This is a genomic window from Williamsia muralis, from assembly GCF_051487485.1.
Taxonomy (GTDB): Bacteria; Actinomycetota; Actinomycetes; order Mycobacteriales; family Mycobacteriaceae; genus Williamsia; species Williamsia muralis_B.
Genome location: NZ_JAHVCV010000002.1, coordinates 369,486 through 382,926 on the forward strand (window position 1 = coordinate 369,486; position 13,441 = coordinate 382,926).

General features: G+C 65.0%; 13 protein-coding genes and 1 pseudogene. 8 read left to right on the plus strand and 6 right to left on the minus strand.

All coding sequences use genetic code 11. The features are described 5' to 3' along the window. Positions 1–61: 61 nt before the first annotated feature. The 5 genes from KXR83_RS05040 to KXR83_RS05060 all read left to right on the plus strand — a co-directional run bounded on the left by KXR83_RS05040 (position 62) and on the right by KXR83_RS05060 (position 4,626). Positions 62–1,156, plus strand: a complete 1,095-nt coding sequence (locus KXR83_RS05040; RefSeq protein ID WP_437423853.1) for a ferredoxin reductase — start codon at positions 62–64, stop codon at positions 1,154–1,156. A 41-nt stretch (positions 1,157–1,197) separates the two neighbouring features. Continuing rightward, positions 1,198–2,313, plus strand: a complete 1,116-nt coding sequence (locus KXR83_RS05045) for a fatty acid desaturase family protein (protein ID WP_437423854.1) — start codon at positions 1,198–1,200, stop codon at positions 2,311–2,313. 51 nt (positions 2,314–2,364) lie between these two features. After that, on the plus strand, positions 2,365–2,562 hold the full coding sequence (locus KXR83_RS05050; protein WP_023962967.1) for a hypothetical protein: 198 nt from the start codon (positions 2,365–2,367) through the stop codon (positions 2,560–2,562). Continuing rightward, complete coding sequence (locus KXR83_RS05055; RefSeq protein ID WP_437423855.1) at positions 2,543–4,012, plus strand: MFS transporter; 1,470 nt, start codon at positions 2,543–2,545, stop codon at positions 4,010–4,012. Before KXR83_RS05050 ends, KXR83_RS05055 begins: the two co-directional genes overlap by 20 nt. A 119-nt stretch (positions 4,013–4,131) precedes the next feature. After that, complete coding sequence (locus tag KXR83_RS05060) at positions 4,132–4,626, plus strand: DUF4395 domain-containing protein (RefSeq protein WP_437423856.1); 495 nt, start codon at positions 4,132–4,134, stop codon at positions 4,624–4,626. Here the strand turns inward: KXR83_RS05060 and KXR83_RS05065 are convergent. The 5 genes from KXR83_RS05065 to KXR83_RS05085 all read right to left on the minus strand — a co-directional run bounded on the left by KXR83_RS05065 (position 4,616) and on the right by KXR83_RS05085 (position 8,880). Then, the gene (locus tag KXR83_RS05065; RefSeq protein ID WP_437423857.1) at positions 4,616–5,569 is read right to left on the minus strand and encodes a Ppx/GppA phosphatase family protein; all 954 of its coding nucleotides are present in this window, start codon (positions 5,567–5,569) and stop codon (positions 4,616–4,618) included. The two genes, KXR83_RS05060 and KXR83_RS05065, sit on opposite strands and share 11 nt — an antisense overlap. Continuing rightward, positions 5,566–6,117, minus strand: coding sequence for a DUF501 domain-containing protein (locus KXR83_RS05070; RefSeq protein ID WP_437423858.1), 552 nt, complete (start codon positions 6,115–6,117; stop codon positions 5,566–5,568). Before KXR83_RS05070 ends, KXR83_RS05065 begins: the two co-directional genes overlap by 4 nt. Further along, complete coding sequence (locus KXR83_RS05075; RefSeq protein ID WP_437423859.1) at positions 6,117–6,623, minus strand: FtsB family cell division protein; 507 nt, start codon at positions 6,621–6,623, stop codon at positions 6,117–6,119. Before KXR83_RS05075 ends, KXR83_RS05070 begins: the two co-directional genes overlap by 1 nt. A gap of 107 nt (positions 6,624–6,730) precedes the next feature. Next, positions 6,731–8,017, minus strand: a complete 1,287-nt coding sequence (gene eno, locus KXR83_RS05080; RefSeq protein WP_030170791.1) for a phosphopyruvate hydratase — start codon at positions 8,015–8,017, stop codon at positions 6,731–6,733. Positions 8,018–8,190: 173 nt separating this feature from the next. Beyond that, the gene (locus KXR83_RS05085; RefSeq protein ID WP_437424448.1) at positions 8,191–8,880 is read right to left on the minus strand and encodes a lytic transglycosylase domain-containing protein; all 690 of its coding nucleotides are present in this window, start codon (positions 8,878–8,880) and stop codon (positions 8,191–8,193) included. Between the two features lie 350 nt (positions 8,881–9,230). Between KXR83_RS05085 and efeU the strand changes: the two genes are divergently transcribed. The 3 genes from efeU (at position 9,231) to efeB (ending at position 12,736) form a co-directional block, all read left to right on the plus strand. Continuing rightward, complete coding sequence (efeU, locus tag KXR83_RS05090) at positions 9,231–10,124, plus strand: iron uptake transporter permease EfeU (protein ID WP_437423860.1); 894 nt, start codon at positions 9,231–9,233, stop codon at positions 10,122–10,124. A gap of 84 nt (positions 10,125–10,208) precedes the next feature. Then, the gene (gene efeO / locus KXR83_RS05095) at positions 10,209–11,390 is read left to right on the plus strand and encodes an iron uptake system protein EfeO (RefSeq protein ID WP_437424449.1); all 1,182 of its coding nucleotides are present in this window, start codon (positions 10,209–10,211) and stop codon (positions 11,388–11,390) included. Beyond that, positions 11,390–12,736: an iron uptake transporter deferrochelatase/peroxidase subunit gene (efeB, locus tag KXR83_RS05100; RefSeq protein ID WP_437423861.1), complete on the plus strand. Its 1,347-nt coding sequence runs from the start codon at positions 11,390–11,392 to the stop codon at positions 12,734–12,736. The genes efeO and efeB overlap by 1 nt, the downstream gene beginning before the upstream one ends. A gap of 68 nt (positions 12,737–12,804) precedes the next feature. Here the strand turns inward: efeB and KXR83_RS05105 are convergent. Then, a pseudogene (locus KXR83_RS05105) lies at positions 12,805–13,440 on the minus strand (MazG family protein); the annotation flags it as partial. Position 13,441: the final 1 nt, after the last annotated feature.

Genomic DNA, 13,441 nt, shown 5'->3' on the forward strand with positions numbered 1-13,441 from the left:
CCGACCCCTGGGATGCGACACTGTTTGTGTACAGTTGTTCACTGAACGGAAGGAAGTGCGGATGCCGAAGTCACTCTCCGGAATTCTCGGCTCGGTGCTCGAAGTAGCCCTGACGCCCCACCCTGTGGACCGCTATCTCGAACTGTTCGACCCTCGCATCACCTGGAGTGATCTTCGGGCCGAAGTACTACGGGTCGATCGCCGCTCACCGCGATCGGTAACCCTCACTCTCAGGCCGACCCGTCAGTGGACGGGCTTCGAACCGGGGCAATTCGTGCAGCTCAGCACCGTGATCAACGGTGTTCGGCACAGCCGTTGCTACTCACCCGCCAGTAGCGCGAAACGTCAGGATGTCATCGAGCTGACCCTGACTGCGCACGACGACGGCTTCGTCTCCAAGCACCTGCGCGACAACGCGCAGGCGGGCCAGGTCCTCGGTCTCCAGCCGGCCACCGGGACGTTCACGATGCCCTCGGATCGTCCCGATTCGATGCTGTTCATCAGTGGCGGGAGCGGCATTACACCCGTGCTCTCAATGTTGAGAACACTTGTTGACGAGAAGCACCAGGGCAACGTCACGTTCGTCCACTATGCGCGCAGTCCGCAGGACCACCCCTACGCCGACGCGCTGGCTTCGATCGCCACGGCCCGCCCCGACTGGACGATCACCACCCACTTCACCCGACCCGGTGACGAGCAGTCGGCCGATGGTTCGGCGCGCACGTACTTCTGCGCCGAACATCTGTCCGATGTGGATCTCGCCTCCACCGAGATGTTCCTCTGCGGGCCTCCGGCACTGCACGAGTCCGTCACCGATCACCTCAGTGCCAATGGCGCCGAGGAACGACTGCACACCGAGCAGTTCGTACTGGTGACACCGGCAGCCGACGACGGCGCACCGGCGCACGGTCGTCTGCAATTCGCCGGAAGCGGCAAGGAGACCGACAACGACGGCTCGTCGATTCTCGAGCAGGCAGAGAACACTGGTCTGTCACCTGAGTTCGGCTGCCGGATGGGGATCTGCTTCTCCTGCAGTGCGGTCAAGAAGTCCGGGCTGACGAAGAACATCCTCACCGGTGAGACCGACAGCGAAGCCGACAAGCACATCCAGCTCTGCATCAGCGCGCCGGTCGGCGACTGCGTCATCGACATCTGACGCCCGCCGCCAACGCCCACCCACCACATTCAGGAGTCCTCATGACAAGCACTCAACTGGTTCTCACGGACGATCAGGTCGACGAGCTCGGTCGCGAGCTAGACGCCCTCAAAGCACGGGTCGTCGCCGACCTCGGCGAAACCGACCGTGAATACATCTACTCGATCATCAAGGCTCAGCGCACCCTCGAGGTCGCCGGCCGCGCACTCATGTACTTCCCGTTCATCCCGCCGGCATGGCTCGCCGGAGTGGGCGCACTGAGCGTCTCGAAGATTCTCGACAACATGGAGATCGGCCACAACGTGATGCACGGCCAGTACGACTGGATGCGCGAGCAGAGCCTGAACTCCCGCGAGTTCGAATGGGACACAGTCTGTCCCGCCGACCAGTGGCGCCACAGCCACAACTACATGCACCACACCTTCACCAACATCGTCGGCCAGGACCGCGACATCGGCTACGGCATCCTGCGCATGGACCGCGACCAGAACTGGAACCCCTACTACCTCGGCAACCTGATCTGGGCCGGCGCCCTGATGGCGCTGTTCGAGTGGGGCGTGATGCTGCACGACCTCGAGGTGGAGAACATCGTCCAGGGCAAGCGCAAGTGGACCGACATCAAGGGTCTGGCCAAGGGGATGTGGCGCAAAGCCCGCCGCCAGGTGCTCAAGGACTACGTGGTCTACCCGGCACTCACCGGACCGTTCTTCGTCACCACGCTGGTCGGCAACGTCAGCGCCAACCTCATCCGCAACCTCTGGACCTTCTCGATCATCTTCTGCGGCCACTTCCCTTCGGGCGTACAAACTTTCACCCAGGAAGAGACCGAGAACGAGACCCGCGGCCAGTGGTACCTGCGGCAGATGCTGGGGTCGGCCAACATCACAGGCACACCCCTGTTCCACATCATGAGCGGCAACCTCTCGCACCAGATCGAGCACCACCTGTTCCCGGACATCCCGGCCAACCGGTACCCGCAGATCGCAGGCGAGGTCAAGGAACTGTGCGAACGATACGGATTGCCTTACAACACCGGCAGTTTCAGCCACCAGATCGGCTCGACCTGGCGCAAGATCGCGCGTCTGTCCCTTCCGAATTTCCTGGTGGCAGATGACGCCCAGTTCAGTGTTAAGGTCGAGTCCAAAGTCGCCGCTTAGCACCCGTCACCAGGGGCTGGGCCGCTGTCAGCGCAGACACGGAAGGGTCCCATGGTCTCGCGATTCGAGCGAAACAAAGACACAGCCCAGGAGATGATCGAGTCGACCGCCCACCGGGTGGGACGGATCGCCTCGATCATCACCGGGGCGGTCATCGATGTCACACGGGAGATCGGTGACCTGATCTCCGACGGTATCGAGATGCGGGAAGCGGCGAAGAAAGCTCGGGATGACAAACCCGACGTATAAACGCCGCAATCTCGCGATGGCGATATTGACCTTCGCGATGTTCATGGATCTGATGGACGTCACGATCGTCAATGTCGCCATTCCGTCCATTCGGGACGATCTCGGGGCCAGCCCGGCACAGATCGAGTGGCTCGTCGGCGGGTACGTCCTGGCGTTCGCGGGTGTTCTGATCACCGCCGGCCGGCTCGGTGACCGCTACGGCCGCCAACGGATCTTCCTCATCGGGATCATCGGATTCACCCTCGCGTCGGTCCTGGCCTCCACCGCCCAGACCGGCAGCATCCTGGTCGCCTCGCGTGTACTACAGGGATTCTTCGCCGGATTGATGGTTCCGCAGGTGCTCGCCAGCGTGCAGGCTCTCTACCGCCCCAAAGAGCGGGCACCGATCTTCGCCATCCTGGGAACGATCACCGCCATGGCCGCCGTGATCGGTCCGGTCCTCGGTGGCTGGCTGGTCACCAACAATCCCCTCGGCGGCGAGTGGCGCTCCATCTTCTTCATCAACGTGCCGATCGGCATCGTCATCGCGATAGCCGGGTACTTCCTGGTGCCCAACACCAAATCCGAGGAAGTCCGCGACCTCGACATCGTCGGTGTGGTGCTCGCCGTGGGCGGCGTGCTGTTGCTCGTCTATCCGCTCGTCGAGGGCCGGCAGCTCGGGTGGCCAGCGTGGTCATTTGTCCTGATGGCGTTGTCACCGGTGGTGCTGACCGCCTTCGTGTTCCAGCAGAAGCGGCGGACGGTCACCGATGCGCTGATCCCCCTCCGCCTGTTCGGCAACCGCGGGTTCGTGGGCGGATCGGCAATCCAGTTCCTCTTCCAGGGGTCGATCACCTCGTTCTTCCTGATCCTTGCCCTGTACGTGCAGATCGGACTCGGATTCGAGGCCATCGCGGCAGGCGCGATGACATTGCCCTTCAGCATCGGGGCGGTGTTGGCCGCCGGCGTCGCAGCCGCGCTGACCACCCGACTCGGTCGGAACCTTCCGCTGATCGGAGGGTTGATGATGAGCTCGGGAACGGCTTGGACCATCGTCACGATCCGGTCGGCGGGCGAGAGCTTCTCCAGCTGGGACACCGTCATCCCGATGGGGCTGGCCGGACTGGGCCTGACCATCATGCTGGTTCCCCTGCTCGACATCGCGCTGTCGACTGTCGATGTGGAGGACTCGGGAGCGGCGTCCGGCACCCTCAACACGTTCGCGCAGATCGGTGGCGCAGTCGGCGTCGCCGTCACGGGTGTGCTGTTCTTCGGGGCGGCAGGACGCTACTCACAGCCAGAGTTGTTGCACGCGTTGTCCATTGCAGCCTGGGTTCCCATCTGCGGCTACGCACTGTGTGCCGCGGCGAGTTTCCTGCTGCCCGGACTAAGTGCGGTGCGCAAGCATGCCGAAGAGCAGGAGCGTATCGCCGAACTCGAGGAAGCCCGGCTCGCCGCCGAAGCCCGATGATGGTGGGTTCGGGCGAGCGTTTGACCAGGTCACGCTCACCAGAACCCACCACTTCCGGGTTTCGGGCAGGGTGAGTCCAATGGTGGGCGACCGGGTGACGGGTCCGTAGCCTGTTCTCTGTGCTGACTTTTCCCAATCCGGTCAACGACTACGCTGCCCGGTCCACCGCCGGGCTGGTTGTGCTCCTGGCCGTCGTCGCCATCGCGGTGAACAACCCCGTCGTCTACGCGCTGTTGGCGATCGGGTTCGCCCTACGTGTCGCGTCCGGCCCGACTCTGTCGCCGTTCGGTCAGTTGTCCGTGCGAGTGATCGTGCCGTATCTGATCAAGAGGACAAAGCTGGTCCCCGGGCCACCCAAACGATTCGCCCAGACCATCGGGCTTGTCGTCAGCGGCGCGGCCCTGATCCTGTCACTTCTCGGACTCGGGCTTGCCGCACAGATCGTCACCGGCATCCTCATCGTTGCAGCCCTGCTCGAATCGGCGCTCGGATTCTGCCTCGGCTGCACCATCTTCGGCTTCCTGCAACGCCACGGCGTCATCCCAGAGAGTGTCTGCGAGGCATGCAACAACATCTCGCTCCGGCGCCCCGCCGGTGAACAGGTCAGCTCTTAGCGAGGAGCGACAGCGCAATTCCGTCGAGGATGTCGTGCTCGGAGACGACCATCTCTCGGATCGGGCTCTGTTCGGCGATCACCCGGGCCAGTTCCAACGTCACCAGCGACCCGCCACCAATGACGTCGACCCGGCCCTCGTGCATCGGCCCCAGAGCGGCCCGCTCGGCGCGCGGCATCGAAACCAGATCCCAGCAGACACGGGCGAGGTCGTCGAAGCCCACTCGGGACAGATGAATGATGTCCGGGTCGTACTCGGACAAACCCGAAGCCAGTGCGGCAAGGGTGGTCATCGTGCCCGCGACACCGACGAAGGTGCGCGCGTCCGCCACCGATACGTGCGTAAAAGCCTCTGCCAGAAGTTCTTTGATGACTCTCTGGGCCTCGTCGATCTCGGATTTCGTGGGCGGGTCGCTGTGCAGGCACCGTTCGGTCAACCGCACGCAACCGACGTTCGCCGAGTACGCGTCGTGCACTCCCTGCTCGTCACCGACGACCACCTCGGTGGACCCGCCACCGAGGTCGACGACAACAAACGGGCCCTGCGCCGGGTCGAGGTCACCCACCGCCCCCGCGAACGACAGTCTCGCTTCCTCGTCGCCCGTGATCACCTCGGCCACACCGCCCGGAACCACCTCGCCGAGAAGCTCTCGCGTCATCGCGAAGAAGTCATCCCGATTCGCCGCGTCACGTGTGGCCGATGTGGCCACCATCCGCACGGCGCTCACGCCATGCGCCTTCATCACATCCACGTATTCGGCCAGGGCCTGCCGCGTCCGCTCGATGGCTTCGGCTGCGAATGCGCCGGTCGCGTCGACACCTTGGCCCAGACGGACAACACGCATCTCGCGGTAGAGGTCCACCAGACCGCCATCACCGCCGCGCGCCACCAGCAGGCGAATGGAATTGGTGCCGCAGTCGACCGCGGCGACAACCTGGGTCATTCTGTGGCGTCCCCTGCCGGTGTCCGCGGCCAATCCTCCGGTACCGCGGTGCCTCGCAGGCCGGCGTCTGCGGCAAGGGAGACCGCCTCGTCGCCGAGAGGATTCACCCCCGGACCCTTCGCAAGCGAGTGCGCGATGAGGACGTGCAGGCATTTGACGCGCTGCGGCATCCCGCCGCCGGTGAAGTCTGTTCCGAGCGGTTCGATGGCATCACGCTCTGCGAGATAGGACCCGTGCGCTTGCCGGTAGTGCTCGGCCAACTCCGGGTCGTCGGCGAGACGCGTGGTCATGTCACGCATCACCCCGGCCGACTCCTGGCGGCTGGCCTCAGCCGTGAGCCGCGGGTCGGTGAGGTAGTACAGCGTGGGGAACGGCGTGCCGTCGGGCAGGCGCGGCGCCGTCTTGACCACGGCCGGCCGTCCGTCGGGCGTGCGGTAGCTGATCTCCAGCACCCCGCGCGGCACCCGGCCGAGTTGCTCGGCGACGGCGTCGAGATCCTCTTGCGAGACAACCGAATCCGCTTCTGGCCTCTGTTCGGACTCGGCCATCACTTCTCGGGGACCGATATCGAGTTGTACAGGGTCGTGTACCAAGGGTTGGCTGCCACCCGCTCGGCTTCACGTTCTTCGTCTGTCTTCTCGGGAGGAACCGGGTACTGCATCAGCAGCGGCTTCTCCCCCGGCATCACGAACTGCAAACGCTCGCGGGCCTGCGCTTCGATGTAGGCCGGATCGTTCTGCTCGGCCACCTTCTCTTCGTACTCCTGCACCTGCACCTGGAGCTGAGCGTTGCTGGCGCGGAGTTCGTCGAACTCGGTCTGCTGCGAGAAATACGTCCGCATGGGCACGGCCAAGGTCAGCGCCAAAAGACTCAGGACCGCCGCGAGTATTACTGCCCGCTTCGGGTTGATGTTCTCCCACCGCGAGGAGAGTGCCGAGGCGGTACGGGGGAACGTCGTCGACGATGCCGCGGATTGCCGATTCGCGCTCCGGGAACGGGCGGGCCCAGGACTGGGCGCAGCTCGTGACCCGGAGCGCGACGGCCCGTGCTTCACGTCGGCCGAGGTCCGTCTCCGGTTCCCGCGGGGTGCATCGGAGCCGCCCCGCCTCCGGTTTCGTCTCTCGGCCATCATCATCGATCCATCAGCCCGTTTGGTACCGATCAGCCTTCGAAGGAGAACCGCGGGAAGGCGAGGTCACCGGCGTAGCGGGCGGCGTCGCCGAGGCCTTCTTCGATACGGAGCAGCTGGTTGTATTTCGCGACGCGCTCGCTGCGGGCGGGAGCGCCGGTCTTGATCTGGCCACAGCTGCATGCCACTGCCAGATCGGCGATGGTGGTGTCCTCGGTCTCGCCGGAACGGTGGCTCATCATCGACTTGTAGCCGTTGTTGTGTGCCAGCGCGACAGCGTCGAGGGTCTCGGTCAGGGTGCCGATCTGGTTCACCTTCACCAGCAGTGCGTTGGCCGCGCCGCGGTTGATGCCGTCTTCGAGGCGCTCGGGGTTGGTGACGAAGAGGTCGTCGCCGACCAGCTGGATCTTGTCGCCGATCGATTCGGTGAGGGCAACCCAGCCGTCCCAGTCATCCTCGGACAGCGGGTCCTCGATGGAGACCATCGGGAATTCGGTGATCAGTGCCGCGTAGAAGTCGGCCATCTCGGCAGCAGTGTGGGTTTTGCCCTCGAAGGCGTAACCCGTTCCCTCGGTGTGAAACTCGGTAGCCGCCACGTCCAGGGCCAGAGCCACATCGGTGCCGAGCTTGAGGCCCGTCTTGCCGATGGCCTCGCTGATGAGCTCCAGAGCTGCGCGGGTACCGGCCACGTCGGGGGCGAAGCCGCCCTCGTCTCCCAGCCCGGTGGCAAGGCCCTTGGCCTTGAGTACGGACTTGAGGGAGTGGTACACCTCGGCGCCCCAGCGCAGTGACTCCTTGAACGTTGCTGCACCGATCGGCGCGACCATGAATTCCTGGACGTCGACGCCGGTGTCGGCGTGTGCGCCACCGTTGAGGATGTTCATCATCGGCACGGGGAGGATGTGGGCGTTGGGTCCGCCGAGGTAGCGGAACAGCGGCAGACCGGCCGACTCGGCGGCGCCCTTGGCCACGGCAAGCGACACTCCGAGCAACGCGTTGGCGCCCAGTCGCGACTTGTCCGGCGTGCCGTCCAGGTCCAGCAGCGCCTGGTCGACCAGACGCTGGTCGTCTGCCTCGATGCCGATCACAGCGGGAGCGATCTCCCCGAGGACGGCCTCGACCGCCTTGGTGACACCCTTTCCGCCGTAGCGGTCTCCGCCGTCGCGCAGCTCGACTGCCTCGTGCTCACCGGTCGATGCGCCGGAAGGCACCGCAGCGCGGGTGAAGGTGCCGTCGTCCAGAACCACCTCCACCTCGACTGTGGGATTGCCCCGCGAGTCGAGAATCTCGCGCGCTCCGACCTGATCGATGCTGGCCACGGCATATCTCCTTCGAGTTGGGATGTCACTCCACGTTCAGCGCACGCACCATCGCGGGTGCGGCGAGTATCGCTACAAAGACTAGTGCCCATCCCCCCGCGACACCGACTTGACTCACCGACCGGGAGGGTGGGAAATCGAGACGGCGGGAAATCCGCACGGCGGAGAATCGGTCAGTAGGCGACGTTGACCGAGTAGGCGTTGGCGTGGTCGCGCACATCCAGGACGTACTGCATCGAGTTGTTGTAGACCTTGACCGCGTTCTCCCAGCCCTCGGGAGTGGTCAGGTCTCCGCCGGAGACGCAGAGGTAGCGGGCTGCGGACAACGCTGCGTCGTCGATGTTGTCCATGTCCGCACGCCCATCACCGTTGGCGTCGACGCCGAAGCGTTCCCATGTGGTGGGGATGAACTGAAAAGGTCCCATCGCGCGGTCGAGCTGGTCGTCACCGTCGAGTACTCCGCCGTCGGTGTCGTTGATGGTCGCGTTGCCCTGTGTCCCGTCGAGCGGTACGCCACGGATCTCCGGGGACACGTCCCCGTTCGCCGCGATGTCGGCTCCGCGGTAGCGCCCGTGCTTGCTCTCGACCCCGGCGATCCCGGCGAGAGTGGTCCACGTGATGCCGCACTCGGGGTGTTGCTGACGCTGGATCTCCGCGGCATTGCCGTACGCCTCCAGGGCCACCAACGGGATCCGGGTCTGTTCAGAGATGGGAGTCGCCCAGTCGCGCAACAGTTCTGCCGTGCGCCCGGGGGTGTTGATGTCGATGTAGGGAACGGGCGCACCCGGATTGGGCGGTATGCCCTCCGGGATGGCCACCTTCGATTTCGACGGCAGATCGAGGCAGCCTGCGGTCAGGAACATCGCCGAGGCGATGGCCGTGACAGCCACTGTCCGTCCGGCGGTCGACCGCACACCGTTCCGGGGTCGTTGCCGTCGCCAAGCCACCACCGTCATCCTCACTTCCGTTCTCGTTGACCGCTCACCGGTCACTCACCCACTGTGCCCGACACATCTCCGGCGACACGGCAACGAATCGCCGATGCCCCTCGCCCGCCCCGACCACTATGCCCGATATGTCCGTATTCGCAGGTAGCGGGCATGTATCCCCAGCCAACCAACTCTCGGAAGCCGCTCGGAGTTCCTGCAATCTGGCTGTACGATCGCCAAATTAGGCAACGCGACCCTAATCTGACGCACGAGGAGCCCGCACCGTGAACCTGGCTGACACCGGCTCGGCACCATCGGTGGGGACACAGCTGTTCGGCAGTGGGCTGATCGGTCTGCGTGAGGGCCTCGAAGCCGGGATCGTCGTGATGATCCTCGTCGCGTTCCTCGTGAAGTCCGACCGCCGCGATGCCCTGAAATGGGTGTGGCTCGGGGTGGGCGCCGCGGTCGCCATGGTGCTGATCATCTTCGCGGCCATCCACTACGGCACCTCCACCCTCACCGGACTCACCGCTGAAGCGATCGCGGGAGTGACGTCACTGGCCGCAGTGGTCATCGTGACGTTCATGGTGCTGTGGATGAAGAAGGCCGCGGCGTCGATCTCCGGTGAACTGCGGCAGTCGATGACCCGGGCCCTCGAAGTGGGCGCCGGCGCCGTTGTCCTGCTGTCGTTCCTGGCCGTCGGTCGCGAGGGTGTCGAGACCGCCCTCCTGATGGTCGGGTATGCGGAGAACACATCGGGAAGCAACTGGCCCCTGATCGGTCTGATCATCGGCGTGGTCGGGGCGGTGGCGCTGACCGTCCTCCTGTACCAGGGCACCGTCCGGATCAATTTCCAGAAGTTCTTCACCTATACCGGCGCGTTCTTGGTGTTCGTGGCCGCCGGGATGCTCGCCTATGCGATCCGTGCCCTGCAGACCGTCAACTGGATCCCGGGATTGTCGAACATCGCCTTCGACATCACCGACCATTACGACCAGACGTCCTGGTACGGCACGGTTCTGGCCGGCATCTTCAACTTCCGACCCGACCCCACCGTGCTCCAGGTGGTCGGCTGGGCGGCCTACCTCGTCATCGTCATGACCGCGTTCCTGTGGCCGACAAGGCACAAGAATCCGGCCACTCCCCCGGCACCGACCCCCACCTCGGCCACCGTCTGATCGACGCCCGGCCTCCTCGCGCCACCCAAGAAAGGCAGCACCCCCTTGAAGAATCCCACCCGAGCCACGAAAGTCGTTGCACTCATGTGCGCGGCTGTCGCCGGCCCCGTGTTCCTCGCGGCATGCACCGACAAGTCGGAGCCGTCCGAAGGTGACATCGCGGTGACCTCCACCGATGAGAGCTGCGACCTCGCGGCCACGGACGCCCAGACCGGCGACGTGTCGTTCAACGTGACGAACAACGGCAACAAGATCACCGAGTTCTACGTGTACGGCAACAACAATCGGGTGCTCGGCGAGGTCGAGAACATCGGTCCTGGTCTGACCGGAAAGCTGACGGTCGAGATCGTCGAACCCGGCACGTATGAGACGGCATGCAAACCGGGCATGGTGGGCACCGGTATTCGCAAGCAGCTCGAGGTCACCGGGGAGACGAAGGAGAAGGCCAAGGCCCCGGCCGACGTCGAACAGGCCAAGGCCAGCTACCTCGACTACGTGCGCGGGCAGGTCAACGGATTCGCCGCGCAGACCGCCATCTTCGTCGAGGCCGTGAAGTCGGGCGACCTGGAGGCGGCGAAGTCGCAGTTCGGCCTCACCCGCACATTCTTCGAGCGGATCGAGCCGGTTGCCGAATCGTTCCCCGACCTCGACCCCGCAATCGACATGCGGTGGGATGACACCGAAGACGGCGCCCAGCCGTTCACCGGTTTCCACCGTCTCGAGCGTTTCCTGTGGCCGCCGCAGCAGTCCGATGTGGGCGAGAACCCCGGTGATGTGACGCAGGCCGACTTCGACAACGCGCAGAAGACAGACAACAAGACCGAGGCAGACAAGGCCGCGGACGAACTGCTGGCCAACGTGAACGAACTCAAGACCGAGGTCGACAAGCCCGATTTCACCTTCGAGACAGGCTCTTTCGTCAAGGGTCCGCAGGCGCTCATCGATGAGGTCGCGGCCACGAAGGTCGGCGGCGAGGAAGATCGTTACAGCCATACCGACCTGTGGGATTTCGCAGCCAACGTTGATGGTTCCGAGACGCTGATCGCTGCGATGCAGCCCATCATCGCCGCCAAGAATCCCGAACTGATGGACAAGATCACGGCGCAGTTCGCCACCGTGCGGCAGTCCGTGGAGCAGTACCGCGAAGGTGACGGATACAAGTCGTACGACCAGGTGCCCGAAGAAGCGCGCAAGGCGTTCTCCGACCAGATCGATGCGCTGTCGCAGAGCCTGAGCCTCGTCCCGGGGCTCGTGATGGGTCAGTAGTGGACGAACCCGACGACAAGCGGGCCGCCGACAAGCCGGCCGACACCCCGTCCGAGCAGCCCCGACACCATTCCGGCGTGACCCGCCGGGTGGTGTTGGGTGCTGCCGGCGTGGGTGCGGTCGCAGCTGCGGCCGTCGGCGGTGCTGCGGTGGGGCGGTCCACCGCAGCCGAATCGCAGGCCGACGCAAACGCCCACATCGTCCCGTTCTACGGCGAGCAGCAGGCGGGAATCATCACCGAGGCCCAGGACCGCCTGCACTTCGCCTCGTTCGACGTGATCACCGACTCCCGAGAAGAGCTGGTGGACATGCTGCGGCGCTGGACCGCCGCGGCCGAGCGGATGACCCGCGGTCTCGACACCGTCGAAGGCGGTGCCCTCGACATGGGCGACTACACGCCCCCGGCCGACACCGGCGAGGCCATCGGCCTGTCCGCTGCCTCGTTGACGCTCACCATCGGCTTCGGACCCGGACTGTTCGGGCCGAGCGCGTCCAATCCCGCCGGGGTGGACCGCTTCGGCATCGCCGACCGCAAACCCGCTGCGCTGGTTGATCTCCCACCGTTTGTCGCCGATGCCATCGAGCGCACCCGCAGCTTCGGCGACATCGCCGTGCAGGCCTGCTCGAACGACCCACAGGTGGCGGTACACGCAATCCGGAACCTGGCGAGGATGGGGTTCGGCGTGGTCAGTGTGCGGTGGTCGCAGCTCGGTTTCGGTCGCACGTCGTCGACCACCACCTCCCAGGCGACACCGCGAAACATGTTCGGCTTCAAGGACGGAACAGCCAACATCAAGGCCACCGATACCAAAGCCCTCGACGAGCACGTCTGGGTGGCCGAGAGCGACAACTCCGCCGGCGCACAGTGGATGACCGGCGGGTCGTATCTGGTTGCCCGCCGCATCCGGATGGACATCGAACCGTGGGACCGGGCGATGCTCCTGGAACAGGAACAGATCGTCGGCCGCTTCAAAGGCAACGGCGCCCCTCTGGGCAAAGTAGACGAGTTCGACGAACCCGACTTCGCGATCGGTGATGGCACCGGACCGCTCATCGCCCGCAATGCCCATGTGCGCCTGGCACATCCGAACAACCTGGACGGCGTCCGGATCCTGCGCCGCGGCTACAACTTCACCGACGGTTCAGACGGCTTCGGGCACCTCGACGCCGGTCTGTTCTTCATCGCCTACTGCCGCGACGCGCACAAGCAGTTCGTCCCCATGCAGCGTGCGCTCTCCACCAAGGACGCGATGATGGAGTATCTGATGCACACCGGCAGTGCACTGTTCGCCTGCCCACCCGGGATCAACGAGGGCGAATACTGGGGCCAGCGCCTCTTCGAATAGCCCCAGCCCTCCGATGATGTGCGGTTTTGGCGGACGTCACCTGCGGAAATGCTCGCCAAAAGGGCACATCATCGGGGGAGGTTGGTGCGCCAGAACTCCGGTGTCCTCGGCCCGGGCCCTGCAGCCTCGGCAACGCGGACGTCGGCCATGAAATGCAGAACCGCTGCGCGCAAGCCGTCCTCGACACTCGGCCCGTCGGCAACCACCCGGACGGTACGAACGGCCGCGGGAACCAAGTCGTCCGGAAACCCGGCAGCAGCAAGGCGTTCGAGTACCTTCTGCGCCAGCGCCAGGGCCGGCTGACCGGTGGCGATGCCGTCGAGTACCGATCCTCTCGCTTTCTCCGCGGCTTTCCGGGTCTCCCATTCCTCCAGTTGGGTCTGCAGGTCGATGTCGTTCCCGCTGAGTACACCCTGGGTTCGAGCCGAGATCTTCGTGGTGAAAGCCCTTGCCACATCGTCGATGTCGAAGGGGTCATCGGGCCGGTCGGCCGCGATCCGCGCGTGGAACAGCACCTGCAGGAGGATGTCTCCCAATTCCTCGAGCAGGTGGTCGCGGTCGCCGGAGTCGATGGCGTCGAGCAGTTCGTAGGTCTCTTCGACGAGGTACCGGCGCAGCGATTCATGCGTCTGATCCCGCTCCCACGGCCCGTCGCGGCGCAGTCGGTCCATCAGCTCGACGGCCGCGAGAAGCTCCCAGCCGCTG

Coding starts and splice junctions, on each gene's coding strand:
- KXR83_RS05045 (WP_437423854.1), top strand. CDS start 1,198: ATGACAAGCACTCAACTGGTTCTCACGGACGATCAGGTCGACGAGCTC.
- efeO (WP_437424449.1), top strand. CDS start 10,209: ATGTGCGCGGCTGTCGCCGGCCCCGTGTTCCTCGCGGCATGCACCGAC.
- KXR83_RS05040 (WP_437423853.1), top strand. CDS start 62: ATGCCGAAGTCACTCTCCGGAATTCTCGGCTCGGTGCTCGAAGTAGCC.
- KXR83_RS05065 (WP_437423857.1), bottom strand. CDS start 5,569: ATGACCCAGGTTGTCGCCGCGGTCGACTGCGGCACCAATTCCATTCGC.
- KXR83_RS05050 (WP_023962967.1), top strand. CDS start 2,365: ATGGTCTCGCGATTCGAGCGAAACAAAGACACAGCCCAGGAGATGATC.
- KXR83_RS05055 (WP_437423855.1), top strand. CDS start 2,543: ATGACAAACCCGACGTATAAACGCCGCAATCTCGCGATGGCGATATTG.
- KXR83_RS05070 (WP_437423858.1), bottom strand. CDS start 6,117: ATGGCCGAGTCCGAACAGAGGCCAGAAGCGGATTCGGTTGTCTCGCAA.
- KXR83_RS05085 (WP_437424448.1), bottom strand. CDS start 8,880: ATGTTCCTGACCGCAGGCTGCCTCGATCTGCCGTCGAAATCGAAGGTG.